The sequence below is a fragment of the Serratia sp. 14-2641 genome, from assembly GCF_001692375.1.
Taxonomy (GTDB): Bacteria; Pseudomonadota; Gammaproteobacteria; order Enterobacterales; family Enterobacteriaceae; genus Chania; species Chania fonticola_C.
On sequence record NZ_LXKR01000001.1, the window covers coordinates 238,630 to 254,694 of the forward strand.

Annotated in this window: 13 protein-coding genes; 7 read left to right on the plus strand and 6 right to left on the minus strand. The window is 56.2% G+C overall.

Annotated features, from left to right (window positions below):
- Positions 1-110: 110 nt before the first annotated feature.
- From menD to menE, 5 genes are read left to right on the plus strand one after another with little or no spacing between them, the layout of a single operon-like run.
- The gene (menD, locus tag A6U95_RS01065; protein ID WP_065683109.1) at positions 111-1,784 is read left to right on the plus strand and encodes a 2-succinyl-5-enolpyruvyl-6-hydroxy-3-cyclohexene-1-carboxylic-acid synthase; all 1,674 of its coding nucleotides are present in this window, start codon (positions 111-113) and stop codon (positions 1,782-1,784) included.
- Positions 1,784-2,572, plus strand: coding sequence for a 2-succinyl-6-hydroxy-2,4-cyclohexadiene-1-carboxylate synthase (menH, locus tag A6U95_RS01070; RefSeq protein WP_065683110.1), 789 nt, complete (start codon positions 1,784-1,786; stop codon positions 2,570-2,572). Before menD ends, menH begins: the two co-directional genes overlap by 1 nt.
- On the plus strand, positions 2,556-3,413 hold the full coding sequence (menB, locus tag A6U95_RS01075) for a 1,4-dihydroxy-2-naphthoyl-CoA synthase (RefSeq protein WP_021805976.1): 858 nt from the start codon (positions 2,556-2,558) through the stop codon (positions 3,411-3,413). Before menH ends, menB begins: the two co-directional genes overlap by 17 nt.
- Complete coding sequence (menC, locus tag A6U95_RS01080; protein ID WP_065683111.1) at positions 3,413-4,396, plus strand: o-succinylbenzoate synthase; 984 nt, start codon at positions 3,413-3,415, stop codon at positions 4,394-4,396. The genes menB and menC overlap by 1 nt, the downstream gene beginning before the upstream one ends.
- Positions 4,384-5,766 (plus strand): o-succinylbenzoate--CoA ligase, encoded by a 1,383-nt coding sequence (gene menE / locus A6U95_RS01085; protein WP_065683112.1) that lies wholly within the window; start codon positions 4,384-4,386, stop codon positions 5,764-5,766. Before menC ends, menE begins: the two co-directional genes overlap by 13 nt.
- 56 nt (positions 5,767-5,822) lie before the next feature.
- Here the strand turns inward: menE and katA are convergent, their stop codons facing one another.
- Positions 5,823-7,259, minus strand: coding sequence for a catalase KatA (gene katA / locus A6U95_RS01090; RefSeq protein WP_021178500.1), 1,437 nt, complete (start codon positions 7,257-7,259; stop codon positions 5,823-5,825).
- Positions 7,260-7,595: 336 nt separating this feature from the next.
- Here katA and A6U95_RS01095 point away from each other — a divergent pair, with 336 nt between their 5' ends.
- Positions 7,596-8,135 carry a YfaZ family outer membrane protein gene (locus A6U95_RS01095; RefSeq protein WP_065683113.1) on the plus strand — a complete coding sequence of 180 codons (540 nt, stop codon included), beginning with the start codon at positions 7,596-7,598 and terminating at the stop codon, positions 8,133-8,135.
- A 50-nt stretch (positions 8,136-8,185) separates the two neighbouring features.
- Here A6U95_RS01095 and tyrP read toward each other — a convergent pair whose 3' ends face one another.
- Entirely contained in the window at positions 8,186-9,394 is a 1,209-nt protein-coding gene (gene tyrP / locus A6U95_RS01100) for a tyrosine transporter TyrP (RefSeq protein ID WP_024529612.1), read from the minus strand.
- 246 nt (positions 9,395-9,640) lie between these two features.
- Between tyrP and A6U95_RS01105 the strand changes: the two genes are divergently transcribed.
- Positions 9,641-10,837, plus strand: a complete 1,197-nt coding sequence (locus A6U95_RS01105) for a nicotinamide mononucleotide deamidase-related protein YfaY (protein ID WP_065683114.1) — start codon at positions 9,641-9,643, stop codon at positions 10,835-10,837.
- 205 nt (positions 10,838-11,042) lie between these two features.
- Here the strand turns inward: A6U95_RS01105 and yfaE are convergent, their stop codons facing one another.
- The 4 genes from yfaE to ubiG all read right to left on the minus strand — a co-directional run bounded on the left by yfaE (position 11,043) and on the right by ubiG (position 15,952).
- Positions 11,043-11,303: a class I ribonucleotide reductase maintenance protein YfaE gene (gene yfaE, locus A6U95_RS01110; protein WP_065683115.1), complete on the minus strand. Its 261-nt coding sequence runs from the start codon at positions 11,301-11,303 to the stop codon at positions 11,043-11,045.
- Positions 11,304-12,434, minus strand: coding sequence for a class Ia ribonucleoside-diphosphate reductase subunit beta (nrdB, locus tag A6U95_RS01115; RefSeq protein ID WP_024485993.1), 1,131 nt, complete (start codon positions 12,432-12,434; stop codon positions 11,304-11,306).
- A 71-nt stretch (positions 12,435-12,505) separates the two neighbouring features.
- Positions 12,506-14,794 carry a class 1a ribonucleoside-diphosphate reductase subunit alpha gene (gene nrdA, locus A6U95_RS01120; protein WP_065683116.1) on the minus strand — a complete coding sequence of 763 codons (2,289 nt, stop codon included), beginning with the start codon at positions 14,792-14,794 and terminating at the stop codon, positions 12,506-12,508.
- A gap of 432 nt (positions 14,795-15,226) precedes the next feature.
- A complete protein-coding gene (gene ubiG, locus A6U95_RS01125; RefSeq protein WP_021178493.1) occupies positions 15,227-15,952 on the minus strand; it encodes a bifunctional 2-polyprenyl-6-hydroxyphenol methylase/3-demethylubiquinol 3-O-methyltransferase UbiG in 726 nt (241 codons plus the stop codon).
- Positions 15,953-16,065: the final 113 nt, after the last annotated feature.

Below are 16,065 nucleotides of genomic sequence, written 5' to 3' on the forward strand. Positions count from 1 at the left end.
AAAGCCGTAAAGATAATTACTTATATAATTCAGAGTTATGATCCCCGGTTCGCTACCTCCTTTGGGTAGGCTTCGGCGCGTAACCTCTGTTTACTACTGATGAGCGAAATATGTCGACAAGTGTTTTTAATCGCCGGTGGGCGGCGTTGCTGCTGGAAACGCTGGTCCGCCATGGAGTGCGGCATGTCTGTATCGCTCCGGGATCGCGCTCCACGCCTCTTACGTTGGCCGCTGCCGCGAACCGCGCTTTTGTCTGTCATACTCATTTCGATGAGCGGGGCCTGGGCCATTTAGCGCTCGGCCTGGCAAAGGCCACGCGTGAGCCAGTGGCGGTGATCGTCACCTCGGGTACCGCGGCAGCAAATCTTTATCCTGCCCTGATCGAAGCTGGGCTAACCGGGGAGCGGCTGGTGTTTCTCACCGCCGATCGTCCGCCGGAGTTGATTAACTGCGGAGCCAATCAGGCGATCCGCCAAAACGGCCTCTACTCGAGCCACCCCACCTTGAACATCGATTTGCCACGCCCCAGCCCGGATATTCCGGCTCGCTGGCTGGTATCTACCCTGGACAGTGCGATGGCGCGCCTACGGCAGGGTGCCCTGCATATCAACTGCCCGTTTGCGGAGCCGTTATATGGCGGAGATGAACAGCTGTATGAGCAGTGGTCGGCAGAGTTAGGGGACTGGTGGCAGGATACTCACCCTTGGCTGCGTGAAATGGATCCCCATCAGGTTATTAAGCAGCCGGACTGGTTTTTCTGGCGGCAGAAGCGCGGCGTGATTATCGCTGGCAGGATGGGGGCGGAAGAGGGCGTGCAACTGGCTGAATGGGCGGGCATGCTCGGTTGGCCGCTGATCGGCGATGCCCTTTCGCAAACGGGGCAACCGTTGCCCTGTGCCGACTTATGGCTGGCTAACCCCCAGGCTCGCGATCTGTTGGCAAGTGCGCAGTTGGTGGTGCAGTTTGGCAGCAGCCTGACGGGCAAACGCCTGCTGCAGTGGCAGGAGCGCTGCCAGCCGGAGGAGTTCTGGCTGATCGACGATCTGCCTGGGCGGCTCGATCCTGCGCATCATCGTGGCCGCCGTATTCGTTCTACCGTTGGCGAGTGGCTCGATCTGCATCCGGCGCAACCTCGCTCACCTTGGGCTGGCGATCTGTCCGCGTTGGCGGATGATGCCCTCGATGCGACGTCGCAATACCTGGTTAACCGGTTTGGTGAGGCCCAACTGGCCCATCGCCTGCCTGAGCTGTTGCCAGAGAACGGCCAACTGTTTCTCGGTAATAGCCTGATTGTGCGCCTGATCGATGCCTTAACCCAGTTGCCTGCCGGTTATCCGGTGTTCAGCAACCGCGGGGCCAGCGGTATCGACGGCCTAATTTCCACCGCGGCTGGGGTCCAGCGCGCTACAGCCAAGCCGACGTTGGCTGTGGTAGGCGATCTCTCCGCGCTATACGATTTGAACGCCCTGGCACTGTTGCGCCAATGTTCGGCACCCACGGTGCTGATCGTGGTGAATAACAATGGCGGGCAGATTTTCTCGCTGTTGCCAACGCCGGAACCTGAGCGCCAGCGGTTTTACTGTATGCCGCAGGATGTGGAGTTCAGCCAGGCGGCAGCCATGTTCCAGCTTGATTATGCCTGCCCGGAAAACTGGGGGCAGTTGCAGCAGGCAGTGGAAAAAGCCTGGCGTCACAGCGGAGCCACGCTGATTGAGTTGCAGGTGCCACCGAGCGATGGCGCAGAAACCTTGCAACATCTGGTACAAAAAATGGGGGCAAACTGATGCTGGCTTCCCGCGTGTTACAACAGGGTGAAAGCCAACGCCCATGGTTGATCTGGCTGCACGGTCTGCTAGGGAACAACAATGAGTGGCGGGTGATCGCCTCGCGTTGTGAACAGTGGCCCTCGCTGGCGATTGATTTACCCGGCCATGGCGACTCTGCCGATCAATCCTGCCTGGACTTTGCCGACGTCAGCAGGCAAATCACCGCCACGCTGCAGCAGCATAATATCGAGCGTTACTGGCTGGTGGGCTATTCACTCGGTGGGCGCATTGCCATGTACCATGCTTGCTGCGGAGAAGCGCAAGGGCTACAAGGTATTGTGATCGAAGGCGGCAATCCAGGGTTGGAGAACGAGGATTTACGTGCCCAGCGGCGTGCCCATGATGCCGCCTGGGCGAAGCGTTTCCGCACCGAACGGATCAAAACGGTATTGGCCGACTGGTATCTCCAACCGGTCTTTGCCAACCTCAGCCCGGTACACCGCGAGGCGTTGATCGCCGCCCGTGCCGACAACCACGGCCCTGCCATTGCCGATATGCTGGAGGCGACGTCTCTTGGGCGGCAACCTTGGCTGGTGCCACAATTACAACAGTTGGCACTGCCAGTGATGGTGTTATGCGGTGCCGACGATCACAAGTTTCAGGCGTTGGCGCGCGATGCCGGTTTGCCATTGCAAACCGTGCCAGAAGCGGGTCATAACGCTCATCTGGCCAATCCGGCAGATTTTGCCGCCGCGCTCGATGCATTTCTTGCAAAAAAAGGAACCAAACATGCTGTATCCCAATGAAGAACAACTGTACGCCGCGATCGACTGGCAGGACTGCTCGGGTGATTTCGAAGACATCCTGTATCACAAGTCCAGCGATGGCATTGCTAAAATCACCATCAACCGCCCGCAGGTGCGTAACGCCTTCCGCCCGCACACGGTGAAGGAAATGATCGAGGCGATGTCGAACGCGCGCTATGACGACGGCATCGGCACCATCATTCTTACCGGTGCCGGGGATAAAGCCTTTTGTTCCGGTGGCGATCAGAAAGTGCGCGGTGACTACGGCGGCTATCGTGATGACAGCGGCGTACACCACCTGAACGTGCTGGATTTCCAACGCCAGATCCGCACCTGCCCTAAACCGGTGGTGGCGATGGTGGCCGGATATTCTATCGGCGGCGGTCACGTGCTGCATATGATGTGCGATCTGACCATTGCGGCCGATAACGCCATCTTTGGCCAGACCGGGCCGAAAGTCGGTTCCTTTGACGGCGGCTGGGGTGCTTCCTACATGGCGCGTATCGTCGGCCAGAAGAAGGCCCGTGAGATCTGGTTCCTGTGCCGTCAATACGACGCCGCTGCGGCGCTGGATATGGGCCTGGTCAACACCGTGGTGCCGTTGGCCGATCTGGAAAAAGAGACCGTGCGCTGGTGCCGTGAAATGTTGCAGAACAGCCCTATGGCCCTACGCTGCCTGAAAGCCGCACTGAACGCCGACTGCGATGGTCAGGCCGGGCTGCAAGAGCTGGCGGGCAACGCCACCATGTTGTTCTATATGACCGATGAAGGTCAGGAAGGGCGCAACGCATTTATCGAAAAACGCCAGCCTGACTTCAGCAAATTCAAGCGTAACCCGTAATGACGGCACTAACCCGTGTTGCTGCGATCTATCGCTATAGCCTGCCGATGGAGGCGGGCGTAGTGCTGCGCAACCAGCGGCTGAAAACCCGAGATGGCTTACTGATCCACCTGCAACAGGATGGGCAGCAAGGGTGGGGGGAAATAGCTCCCTTACCGGAGTTCAGCCAGGAGACACTCGACCAGGCGCAGCAGGCTACCTTGGCCTGGGTGCAGGCTTGGGTTGCGGGTGAACGGCCTGCGCAGAGCGAATGGCCATCGGTGGCCTTCGGCACCAGCTGTGCCCTGGCGGAAATGGCCGGGCAATTGCCAATGCAGGCCGACTACCGCAAGGCACCTCTATGCACTGGCGATCCGGACGAGCTGTTCGATCTGTTGGCGGCACTGCCGGGGGAGAAAGTGGCCAAGGTCAAAGTGGGGCTGTATGAGGCGGTACGCGATGGCATGGTCGTCAACGTATTGCTGGAAGCCTTGCCCGATCTCAAGCTACGGCTCGATGCCAACCGCAGTTGGAGCCGGGCCAAAGCGGACGGTTTTGCCAAATACGTTAACCCGGCATGGCGCGATCGCATTGCGTTTCTGGAAGAGCCCTGCAAAACCCGTGACGAATCCCGTGAGTTTGCCCAGGCAACCGGGATTGCCATCGCTTGGGATGAAAGCGTGCGTGAAGCCGATTTTGTCGTGCAGGCCGAGCCGGGCGTGGCAGCGATTGTGATCAAGCCGACCTTGGTGGGAAGCCTGGTCCGCTGCCGTGAACTGGTCATGCAGGCGCATCAGGCCGGATTGGTGGCAGTGATCAGTTCCAGTATTGAGTCCAGTCTGGGGTTGACGCAACTGGCGCGCATCGCGCATTGGCTGACGCCGCAAACGGTGCCAGGTTTGGATACGTTGAACCTGATGCAGGCCCAGTTGATACGCAACTGGCCAGAGAGCACCTTGCCCTTATTGGGCATTGATTCCTTGGAGTGTGTATGGCGCAGTTGAGTGATTGGCCGTGGCGGCATTGGGCCAAACAGCGCCCGCAGGCGACCGCGGTGATCTTCGAACAACAGCCGGTCAGTTGGCTGATGTTACAGCGGCAGGTAGAAGTGCTGGCTGCCGACTTTCAGCGCCAGGGCGTGTTACCCGGTAGCGGTGTGCTGCTGTGTGGGAAAAACAGCTATCCACTGCTGCTGGCTTATCTGGCGCTCTTGCAGTGTGGTGCGCGGCTGCTGCCGCTCAATCCGACGCTGCCTGCGCCGATGCTGGCGGCCTTGCTGCCGGATCTGGATATCGACTTTGCTTTCAGCCCGGATGGCTTGCCTGAGTTGCCCCCTGGCGCGATCGTCTTGTCGCCGCCGGGCGTTGATGAGTGCCACTTGCAGTTGTTGCCATGGGATGAACAAAGACTGGCGACGTTGACGCTGACTTCCGGCTCCAGCGGCTTGCCAAAAGCCGCCGCCCATAGCTATGCCGGCCACCTTGCCAGTGCAGAGGGCGTGTTGCAACTGCTGGAGTTTCAGCCGCAAGACAGCTGGCTGCTCTCGCTGCCGCTGTTTCACGTGTCTGGTCAGGGCATTATCTGGCGCTGGCTGGCGGTGGGTGCACAGCTTGTGGTGCGTGAAATGCAACCCTTGGCCGATGCGTTGGCGGGATGTACCCATGCTTCGCTGGTGCCAACTCAACTTTGGCGCTTGCTGTCTGAACCGATGGCCAAGCATGCGCTAAAAGAAGTGCTGCTCGGCGGTGCGATGATCCCGGTGTCACTCACCCAGCAGGCCGAGGCGGTAGGGATCCACTGCTGGTGCGGCTATGGTTTGACGGAGCTGGCTTCAACGGTTTGCGCCAAGCGTGCCGACGAGCTGCCCGGCGTTGGGGCACCTTTACCAGGCCGTGAAATACGCCTGGTGGATCAGGAGGTCTGGATCCGCTCCACCAGCCTGGCGCTGGGTTATTGGTTGCGGGGCGAGCTAGTGCCCATTACCGACGAGCAAGGATGGTTCCATACCCGCGATCGTGGCGCGATGGAGCAGGGTGAACTGCGTATTATTGGCCGGCTGGATAACCTGTTCTTCAGCGGCGGGGAAGGCGTTCAGCCGGAAGATGTGGAACGTGTGTTTGCCGCGCATCCACAGGTGTTGCAGGTGTTTATCGTGCCGATTGACGATGCAGAGTTTGGCCAACGGCCGGTAGCGGTGGTCGATCTGGAAGGCGAGTTGACGCTGGAGGGGTTAATGCTTTGGGCGCAGGACCGGCTGGCGAACTTCCAGCGGCCGATTGCCGCATTGGCGTTGCCCGACGAGCTAAAAAACGGCGGCATCAAGATTTCGCGCCGTCGTCTACAACAGTGGGCGAGTAGCCAACTGCAGGCATAATCTGTAGCGTTGCAAAAAAGGCCGCCCGAGGGCGGCCTTGCTATTGGTGTAACCGATTATTTCAGGCCCAGGGCCTTGGCAACGCCGCTGCCGTAATCAGGATGTACCTTGGTGAACAGCTCAACCTGACGGCGTTGGATCTGTTCTGGCACCTGCGACAGCTCACCGGCGATACGGGTGAACATACGTTGGTGCTCCTCGGCACTCAGCAGATTGAACAGCGCGCGCGGTTGGCTGTAGTAATCGTCGTCTTCACGATGATTCCAGTGATCGGCGGCACCTTCGATGCTCAATGGCGGTTCGCTGAAATCTGGTTGCTCCTGGAACACCCCAAAGCTGTTTGGCTCATAGGTTGCGCCGTTGCCGCTGTTACCATCCACCCGCATCGCCCCGTCGCGGTGATAGTTATGGAACGGGCATTTGGCACCGTTTACCGGGATTTGGTGATGGTTGACGCCCAGGCGGTAGCGGTGCGCATCGCCATAGGAGAACAGACGGCCCTGCAACATTTTATCCGGTGAGAAGCTGACGCCAGGCACCACGTTAGCCGGGTTCATGGCCACTTGTTCTACTTCGGAGAAGTAGTTATCCGGGTTGCGGTTCAGCTCGAAGAAGCCGACATCGATCAGCGGGTAGTCGCCGTGCGGCCAGACTTTGGTCAGGTCAAACGGGTTATACGGGGTTTGTGACGCTTCATGTTCTGGCATGATCTGGATTTGCAGTTTCCAGCGTGGGAAGTCACCGTTCTTGATGGAGTCGAACAGATCGCGCTGCGAACTTTCACGATCTTTGGCGATGATAGCTTCTGCTTCATCGTCCATCAGGTTTTCGATGCCTTGCTCACAGCGGAAGTGGAACTTGACCCAGAAACGCTCGTTATTGGCATTGATAAAGCTGAAGGTGTGGCTGCCGAAACCGTGCATATGACGGTAGGATTTAGGCAGGCCACGGTCGCTGAAGTCGATGGTCAACTGGTGCAGTGATTCAGGCAGATGGGAGAAGAAGTCCCATTTATACACCGGATTGCGCAGGTTGGTGTGCGGATCGCGTTTTACCACGTGGTTCAGGTCAGGGAATTTCAGTGGATCGCGCAGGTAGAACACCGGAGTATCGTTACCGACCAGATCCCAGTTACCTTCTTCGGTATAGAACTTCATGGCAAAGCCGCGGATATCACGTTCGGCGTCGGCAGCCCCGCGCTCACCGGCAACGGTAGAGAAGCGGACGAACATCTCGGTTTGCTTACCAATCTCAGAGAAGATTTTTGCGCGGGTGTACTTGGTTATATCGTGGGTGACGGTAAAGGTGCCGTAAGCTCCTGACCCCTTGGCGTGCATACGACGCTCTGGGATCACTTCGCGGTCAAAGTGGGCCAGTTTTTCCAGGAACCAAACGTCTTGAAGTAGCATCGGGCCGCGCTTACCGGCGGTGATCACGTTATTATTATCAACAACGGGCGCGCCAGCCGCGGTAGTTAATCCTTTCTTGCTCATCAATTGCTCCTTACTGTGTTGCAGTTAAGTTGGTAGCTCAGTTTCGGGTGCTGCAGATCTTCATCATATTAACTAATGAAAAGGCCAGCCCTGCTGACCTTCATCAAAGGCACTTCTAGTTGTAGACTTATTCTCAGTCCTCGGCAAATAGGCAGCGCTTATCGTTGTAATTTTGGGGTAACTGATTGGCATTTGTTTACAGTTTATTGAAAAATTAACGGCTTATTGCTTTAAATTAGCCGGGGATTGATGACAATTCAGTTACACTTACCCGCGTATTTTTTCCGGTGCCAGACATCATCACTCCCTGATGATGAAGAATGAAAAGGATCAATAATGAACAAAACTTTAGTCGCGTGCGCAGCAGGTTTGCTGTTTGTGGCTGGCTCTGCCAATGCAATCAGCGTGAGCGGTGAGGCAGGGGAACATTACACCAACCTTGGTGTAGGCTTGGGGGGAACAACGGCGGGCTTAGGGATCAGCGGCAACTGGATCCGTAGCGATCATGATGGTGACATCGGGAGTCTGGGGTTGAGCTTCGGCCTGCCGGTTGGGCCTTTGACGGCCACCGTGGGCGGCAAGGCCATTTATCTTAGCCCGAGAGATGGCAAAGATGGTGGGGCATTGGCATTAGGGGGCGGTCTGCAATGGGATCTCAACCGCTATCTCAGCCTGTATGGCGAAGGCTATTTTGCGCCGGAGTCTTTGACCAGCGGGGCAAAAGCCTACAACGAAGCTAATGGCGGGCTGCGCTTAAACGTGCGTCCGTTCAATGTGGATGTCGGTTATCGTTACATCAACATCGAAGGTAAAGACGGTAACCGCGACAACGCGATCGCCGATGGCCCTTATATTGGTGTGGGCGTGGGCTTCTGATCCTGCCTGCGATTAAAGGGGCGCCATGCGGCGCCCCAATGTTTTCCGCTTTAGCCGATAGCCGGTAACAGGCCGCTCGCGATGCTGAGCTGAATGGCAATCACCGCCACCCCACAGACAAACACCAACGCCAACGCTGGCGTCCCGCCCCAGACTCGATAGCTGGCCTGATGCCGACGACGAGTTTTCCAGACCAGCAATGAAGGCAGCAACAAGGCGAGTACCGACAGCGCAATTGCCGCGAACCCGAGTGCCAGCACAAAACCGCGTGGATAGAACAGTGCGAATGCCAATGGCGGCAGGAAGGTGATGGCGCCGGTCTGCAAGCGGCCTCGCACATTATCCCGGCGCTTGAACAGATCGGCCAGGAAGTCGAACAACCCGAGCGAAACCCCCAGGAACGAGGTTGCCAGTGCCAAATCGGCAAACAGGTGCACCGCCAGTTCGACATGAGGCGACGCGACCACGTCACGCACCGCTTGCAGTAAACCGTTCAGCCCGGCCTGTTGTGCCAGAATGCCGACAAAGGTGGTGGAACTGATGCTGCCCAGCGTCGCTAACTGCCAGAAGATATAAGCCACTAACGGGATGGCACTGCCGATGATGAAGATCCAACGCAGCTTGCGGATGTTACCGCCCATATAGTTGACGATGCTGGGTACGCTGCCGTGGAAACCAAACGAAGTGAAGATCACCGGGATGGCCGAGAGCGCCAGCCCTTGTTCTAGCGGGAGCGTCAGCAGGTTGGTTTGCTGGATGTGCGGCATCATCAGGCCAAGCATGACGATCAGGAAAATCGACTTGGCGGTAAACAGAATACGGTTGAACAGGTCCACCGAATGGGTGCCGATGCAGACGATCCCCCCGGCGACCAGGGTGAACAGCAGCACGCCGAGGTAAGTCGGGAAGTCCTGAGAAGTCCACTGGCTGATGCTGACAGCCAGCAGTTCGCCAGCGCCGCTGATATAGGCTGCGGTCAGCGCATACATCAAGAACATCATGCTGAAGCTGGTAAGCCACTGACCACCGCCGCCGAGATAACGTTTGGCCAGCGTTCCCAGGCCGGTGTCCGCCTGCTCATGCTGATAAACTTCGACCAGCAACAGTGCGGTATAGCACATCAATAACCACAGCCCCACCAGCAGTGCGAGCGTTACGCCAAAACCTACGCCCGCTGCCGCCAGGGGCATAGCCAGCATCCCTGCACCAATGGTGGTGCCTGCCACGATAAAAACACTGCCCAGCGTGCGATTCTTCACGTTTTTCTCTGCTATTGGATAATTTAGGGGCGTTTTCGGGGCCCTATTTTTAGTGCGGCAGAATAGTTGATTGCCGATTTTGTGTCAAACCGGCGTTACGTATGGTGTACATCTAAATTTACGGACATTGATCGGGTTGCGTCGGTAATAAAAAATGCCTTTAGACAGCAATATCGTTGGCTGTGTAGTGAAAAGTTGTTTACAGGCTTCTATAGTGGAGGGATCTGAACATAAAGGGAGAGGTCAATGTTAAGGGTGGAGATGCTCAGCACTGGTGATGAAGTGCTGCATGGGCAAATTATTGATACCAACGCTGCCTGGCTGGCAGATTACCTGTTCCAGCAAGGCTTACCGATGAGCGGACGCGAAACGGTGGGGGATAGCCTTTCTTCGCTGATCGAAATCCTGCAGGAGCGCAGCCATATTGCCGACGTGCTGATCGTCAACGGCGGTCTGGGGCCAACCAGCGACGATCTCAGTGCGTTGGCAGCGGCCAAGGCTTGTGATACCGAATTGGTCGAACATCCTGAATGGATCGCCCGTATGGAAGCCTATTTTGCGGAACGTGGCCGCCCAATGGCAGCTTCAAACCGTAAACAGGCGCAGATCCCGGCTAATGCGGAAATGCTGGATAACCGTGTAGGTACCGCCTGCGGCTTTGCCTTAACGCTGAATAAATGCCGGATGTTCTTTACGCCGGGCGTGCCTTCCGAATTTAAAGTGATGGTAGAAGAGCAGATCCTGCCACGCCTGCGCCAAGGCTTTACTCTGCCTAAGCCGCCGTTGTGTCTTCGCCTTACCACCTTCGGGACTTCGGAAAGCGACTTGGCTGCTGAACTGGACGGCATGCCTTTGCCGCCGGGTGTCGTACTGGGCTATCGCTCTTCCAGTCCGATTATTGAATTGAAGTTGACTGGCCCACAGGCTCAGCGTGCCGCGATGGAACAAGCCTGGCAGCGAGTGCGGCAGGTTGCGGGTGACAATACGATATTTGAAGGTACGGCTGGGCTACCGGCAGAGCTGACACAACGCTTACAGCAGCAGAACTTGACGTTGGCGCTGAGCGAGCAATTTACCGCCGGCCTGATCAACCTGCAGTTGCAGAGCGAAGCTGCCCCGCTAGCCGGTGGCGAACTGTTACCGGCGCATTGCTGCGAAACGTTGGCAACGGTGCTGGCGCGAGCCCAGTCTTTGGCGCAGCTCACCGGCGCACAGCTGGCGCTGGCGGTTAGCGCCATGGCAGGAGATCGTGTCAGCGTTGTCCTGCATACGCCCAAAGGCGGTATTGGCCAGACGGTAAGCTATCGCGCATCACGTCATGGCCTGCGTTTACGTCAGGAGTCGGTCGCGATGCTGGCGCTGGATATGCTGCGTCGTTGGCTGAATGGCGGCCAGGTTTGCGGCAAAAACGGCTGGCTGGAAATTGTGGAAATTATCGAGTAGAAACTCGTTCATGGCGGTGAGATATCCCTTATGGATCATAACAATATAAGGGGTATTCGCTGTGGGATTGAGTTGTTACACGCTTTGCGGGTGTTTGAGACTCTTCGTCTTGGGCATTGATACCCGTCGCCTTTCAAGCTGCAGCGTTGTTGGCTGCAACTTGAATTTCTTAGGGTATTCAGTGTTCGATGATTATTTTATTGAGTTAGATTTCCAGCTCGATATCCATGGCGGGCATGCAGCAGCAGGGCAGGATCTCGCCATGATTGATAAATGCCAACGGCTGCTGGTGGTAAGCGACCTCACCCTTCAGTAATTTCACTCGGCAGGCACCGCAATAGCCGGAGCGGCATTGGTATTCCACCTCCACCTTATGCAGTTCCAGCACGTCGAGCAGGCATTTCTCACCTTCGGGGCAGGAGAGCTGCGTACCGGTGGCACGCAGCGTGATGGTTGGTGCAGCCACTTACAGCTCGAAATCACTCAGGTCGTCGGCGTTGACTTCAGAGTCAATCTGGCCGACCAGGTAAGAGCTGACTTCCACTTCCTGCGGAGCCACCTGCACGTTATCCGACACCAGCCAGGCGTTGATCCACGGGATTGGGTTGGAGCGGGTAGGGAACGGTGAGCCCAGGCCGACGGCCTGCATGCGGATATTGGTAATGTATTCCACATACTGGCACAGGATGTCTTTGTTCAAGCCAATCATGGAGCCGTCGCGGAACAGATATTCGGCCCACTCTTTCTCTTGCTGTGCCGCCAGGACGAACAGGTCATAGCACTGTTGCTGGCATTCCACGGCGATTTCGGCCATCTCTGGGTCATCGGCGCCTGAGCGCATCAGGTTCAGGATATGTTGCGTACCGGTCAGGTGCAGGGCTTCGTCGCGGGCGATCAGCTTGATGATTTTGGCGTTGCCTTCCATCAGCTCACGCTCGGCGAAAGCAAACGAACAGGCGAAGCTAACGTAGAAACGAATGGCCTCCAGCGCGTTGACGCTCATCAGGCACAGATACAGCTGCTTTTTGATGGCGCGCAGGTTAACGGTCACCGTTTTACCATTGACCTGATGCGTGCCTTCACCCAGCAGATGATAGTAGCTGGTCATTTCGATCAGATCGTCGTAGTAGCCGGAGATATCTTTTGCCCGCTTGAGGATCTCCTCGTTGGTGACGATATCGTCGAACACCACCGACGGATCGTTAACGATATTACGAATGATATGGGTGTAGGAACGCGAGTGAATGGTCTCTGAGAATGACCAGGTTTCGATCCAGGTTTCCAGCTCCGGAATGGAGATCAGCGGCAGAAATGCCACGTTAGGGCTACGGCCCTGAATGGAGTCCAGCAGCGTCTGATACTTCAGGTTGCTGATGAAGATGTGCTTCTCATGTTCCGGCAGCGCTTGATAGTCGATACGATCGCGCGCGACGTCAACCTCTTCCGGACGCCAGAAGAAGGAGAGCTGTTTTTCGATCAGCTTTTCGAAGATTTCATGCTTTTGCTGGTCGAAACGCGCCACGTTGACCGACTGGCCGAAGAACATCGGCTCAAGCAACTGGTTGTTTTTGTTTTGAGAAAAAGTAGTGTAAGCCATGAGCTTGGATCCATTAGTGCCGGGCTGAAAATTAAAGGGGCCGGAAGAGTTCCGGCCCGCTGTGTCAAACGTTAGATCTTGCAGGCGCCGCCTTCACAGTCGTCATCGCCGCCCTGAGCAGGCTGCATGTCTTCCTGGATATCATCTGCACCGTCGCGGGTGTTCTGATAATACAGCGTTTTGACACCGAACTTGTAGGTGGTGAGCAGATCTTTCAACAACTGCTTCATCGGCACCTTGCCACCCGGGAAACGGGTTGGGTCATAGTTGGTGTTCGCCGAGATCGACTGATCGATAAATTTCTGCATCAGGCCAACCAGTTGCAGGTAACCGTCGTTATTCGGTAATTCCCACAGCAGTTCGTAGTCATTTTTCAGACGCTCATACTCAGGAACGACCTGGCGCAGAATACCGTCTTTGGACGCTTTGATACTGATATGGCCGCGCGGTGGCTCAATGCCGTTGGTGGCATTGGAGATCTGCGACGAGGTTTCCGACGGCATCAAGGCAGACAGCGTTGAGTTGCGCAGGCCGGTCTCTTTGATCTCTTTACGCAGGCTTTCCCAGTCGTAATGCAGCGGTTCGTTACAGATCGCGTCTAAATCTTTCTTGTAAGTATCGATTGGCAAGATGCCTTGCGCATAGGTGGTTTCATTGAACCACGGGCAAGCCCCTTGCTCCTGAGCCAGACGGTTCGAGGCTTTCAGCAGGTAGTACTGGATCGCTTCGAAGGTTCTGTGGGTCAGGTTGTTGGCGCTGCCGTCGGAATAGCGTACGCCGTTCTTCGCCAGGTAATAGGCGAAGTTGATCACCCCGATACCCAGGGTGCGGCGGCCCATCGCACCACGGTGAGCGGCTTTGATCGGGTAATCCTGATAATCCAGCAGGGCGTCGAGCGCACGTACAGCCAGCGTCGCCAGCTCTTCCAGATCGTCCAGGCTTTCAATCGCACCTAGGTTGAATGCGGACAGCGTACACAGCGCGATTTCGCCGTTTTCGTCGTTAACGTCATCCAGCGGTTTGGTCGGCAGAGCGATTTCCAGGCACAGGTTTGACTGGCGTACCGGGGCGATCTGCGGATCGAACGGGCTGTGGGTGTTGCAGTGATCGACGTTCTGGATGTAGATACGGCCAGTAGAAGCACGTTCCTGCATCATCAGTGAGAACAGCTCTACCGCTCTCACTCGCTGCTGACGAATGCTGCTGTCTTTCTCATACAGGGTATACAGGCGCTCGAACTCGTCCTGATCGGCGAAGAACGCGTCGTACAGCCCTGGAACGTCAGACGGGCTGAACAGGGTGATGTCTTCATTCTTGATCAGGCGCTGATACATCAGGCGGTTGAGCTGCACGCCGTAGTCCATATGACGGACGCGGTTGCCTTCAACCCCACGGTTGTTTTTCAGCACCAGCAGGCTTTCCACTTCCAGATGCCACATTGGGTAGAACAGCGTTGCTGCACCACCACGTACGCCGCCCTGAGAGCAGGATTTCACCGCGGTCTGGAAGTGTTTGTAGAACGGGATACAGCCAGTGTGGAAGGCTTCACCGCCACGAATTGGGCTACCCAAGGCACGGATACGGCCAGCATTGATACCGATACCGGCGCGCTGTGAAACGTATTTCACAATGGCGCTGGAGGTGGCGTTGATGGAATCCAGGCTGTCACCACACTCGATCAGCACGCAAGAGCTGAATTGGCGGGTTGGAGTGCGCACGCCAGACATGATCGGCGTAGGCAGTGAAATCTTGAAGGTGGAGATCGCGTCATAGAAACGTTTTACGTAGTCCAGACGGGTGGCGCGCGGGTAGTTGGAGAACAGGCACGCGGCTACCAGGATATACAGGAACTGGGCGCTCTCGTAAATCTCGCCGCTGACGCGGTTCTGCACCAGATATTTACCTTCCAACTGCTTCACGGCAGCGTAAGAGAAGTTCATATCACGCCAGTGATCGATAAAGGAGTCCATCTGCTCGAACTCTTCAGTGGTGTAGTCTTCCAGCAGATGTTTATCGTATTTGCCCATCTCCACCATGCGTGCGACGTGGTCGAGCAGCTTCGGTGGCTCAAACTGGCCGTAAGCTTTTTTACGCAGATGGAAGATGGCGAGGCGAGCGGCCAGATACTGATAGTCCGGTGCGTCACGGGAGATCAGATCGGCTGCGGCCTTGATGATGGTTTCATGAATATCGGCGGTCTTGATGCCATCATAAAACTGAATATGTGAACGTAACTCTACTTGAGAGACCGAGACGTTGTTTAAACCTTCCGCGGCCCAGTCGATGACTCGGTGGATTTTGTCGAGGTTGATGCGCTCTTTACTGCCATCGCGTTTAGTTACAAGTAGGCTTTGGTTCATTTTTACCTGTCCGTGAGATTCCCCTAAGCAGAAAGTGTAGTCGCTCTGCTCAGTATGTAAACACTATATATAGGGGGTGTATGTCGGTGAGGTAACAAGATAGTGATAAAACAGTGGGTTTGCAAGTGAACAAAACCTGCCGATCTTGTGGATAACTTGGGGGTGAAATGTTACCAATTGTTCCTAGTGCGCGCCCTATCTGGGGTGACAAGGTTGTCAATAAGCGCGATGAGATTTTGCTGATTTTGTGAAAACCCCGATCGTTTGCCGCTTTATTAAACGTTAGAAAAAAACCGCATATTGATCTGCTTTTATATTCTTAAAAACGGTTTAGATCGGCTTTTTTGATCGAAAACGGATAAATAGGTATTTATCTTATACGCTTAGGTGCACCGGCGGCGGAAACATCGCCACCGGTACGTTATGGCAGTTTCAACCCTGGTGCTGGGTATGCACCATGTAGTTCACATCCACGTTGCGGCCCAGCTTGAAATGGTCGGTGATCGGGTTGTAATGCAGCCCGATGATATGTTTTTCACGCAGCTCGGTGCCGTCGACCCAACCGATCAGTTCAGAAGGGCGGATGAACTTCTTATGATCATGGGTGCCCTGTGGCACCATCTTGAGCACGTATTCAGCGCCGATGACCGCCATCAGCCAGGCTTTGGTATTGCGGTTGATGGTGGAGAAGAACACATGGCCGCCTGGTTTGACCAAATGCGCACAGGCGCGCACGACGGAGGCCGGATCCGGGACGTGCTCGAGCATCTCCATACAGGTGACGATGTCATACTGTTGCGGATGAGCCTGCGCATGGCTTTCTACCGTTTCTTGCACGTAGGTCACCTGCATACCGCTTTCCAGCGCATGCAGCCGCGCTACCTGGAGCGGTTCTGCCCCCATATCCAGCCCGGTCACCAACGCACCTTCACGCGCCATGCTCTCTGCCAGAATGCCGCCGCCACAGCCAACGTCGAGCACTTGTTTGTCAAAAATGCCTCCTGCGCGCTGCATGATATAATTCAGACGCAGCGGATTGATCCGATGCAACGGCTTGAACTCACCTTCCAAATCCCACCAGCGCGAGGCGACAGCTTCAAATTTGGCGATTTCCTGGTGATCAACGTTTGGCGCGTGACGGGATGATTCAGCATTCATGGGCGTTATTAGCTCCTGGTTCTCTTATGGTGCAGATTATACATGTTCCGGCACGCTTGGCGCAGCGCTGTTGTTACCGGGGCAATTTTCGCCCGCAGGGCAGCACATTTCAG

Excerpts from the sequence above, each read along its gene's own strand:
- ubiG (WP_021178493.1), bottom strand. The coding sequence starts at position 15,952 with ATGAATGCTGAATCATCCCGTCACGCGCCAAACGTTGATCACCAGGAA.
- menH (WP_065683110.1), top strand. The coding sequence starts at position 1,784 with ATGCTGGCTTCCCGCGTGTTACAACAGGGTGAAAGCCAACGCCCATGG.
- nrdA (WP_065683116.1), bottom strand. The coding sequence starts at position 14,794 with ATGAACCAAAGCCTACTTGTAACTAAACGCGATGGCAGTAAAGAGCGC.
- A6U95_RS01095 (WP_065683113.1), top strand. The coding sequence starts at position 7,596 with ATGAACAAAACTTTAGTCGCGTGCGCAGCAGGTTTGCTGTTTGTGGCT.
- menE (WP_065683112.1), top strand. The coding sequence starts at position 4,384 with ATGGCGCAGTTGAGTGATTGGCCGTGGCGGCATTGGGCCAAACAGCGC.
- A6U95_RS01105 (WP_065683114.1), top strand. The coding sequence starts at position 9,641 with ATGTTAAGGGTGGAGATGCTCAGCACTGGTGATGAAGTGCTGCATGGG.
- menB (WP_021805976.1), top strand. The coding sequence starts at position 2,556 with ATGCTGTATCCCAATGAAGAACAACTGTACGCCGCGATCGACTGGCAG.
- nrdB (WP_024485993.1), bottom strand. The coding sequence starts at position 12,434 with ATGGCTTACACTACTTTTTCTCAAAACAAAAACAACCAGTTGCTTGAG.
- menD (WP_065683109.1), top strand. The coding sequence starts at position 111 with ATGTCGACAAGTGTTTTTAATCGCCGGTGGGCGGCGTTGCTGCTGGAA.
- katA (WP_021178500.1), bottom strand. The coding sequence starts at position 7,259 with ATGAGCAAGAAAGGATTAACTACCGCGGCTGGCGCGCCCGTTGTTGAT.
- menC (WP_065683111.1), top strand. The coding sequence starts at position 3,413 with ATGACGGCACTAACCCGTGTTGCTGCGATCTATCGCTATAGCCTGCCG.